General features: G+C 50.7%; 1 protein-coding gene. It reads left to right on the top strand.

What is annotated here, in order from left to right; all coding sequences use genetic code 11:
* Positions 1 to 349 (top strand): phage tail tube protein (locus tag IAE52_RS11460; protein ID WP_370568108.1); only part of this gene is annotated, 349 nt, incomplete at both ends.

Raw genomic sequence — 349 nt, 5'->3', positions numbered from 1 at the left:
CGTTGCAGGAAATGTGAGTGATCCAACCCCAGCGAAAACCCCAGCAGATCCAGTAAGTCCAGTTCTCGTAGCTCCAACTGGTAATCTAAGCGCAACCACTTCGACAATCGGAGCCGCAGACGCAACAGCTACGCTTCCAGCAACTCTGAAAGACAGTGAAGGCGCTGATGTTCCGGTCACAGCAGTTATCACGAATGCTTCAGGAAGCGCAGTCACTAATGGTAGCTTGTCGGCTGGCACTTATACTGTGACATACTCAGCTTCAGGGTATGACGATGTCACTCAAACCCTAGTTGTTACAGACCCAGCAGATACCACTGCTCCAGATGCACCAACAGTAGGAAATGTG

The sequence above is a fragment of the Lactococcus sp. S47 genome (assembly GCF_016517475.1).
GTDB lineage: Bacteria > Bacillota > Bacilli > Lactobacillales > Streptococcaceae > Lactococcus > Lactococcus lactis.
This window is presented reverse-complemented; position numbering and strand designations above follow the sequence as displayed.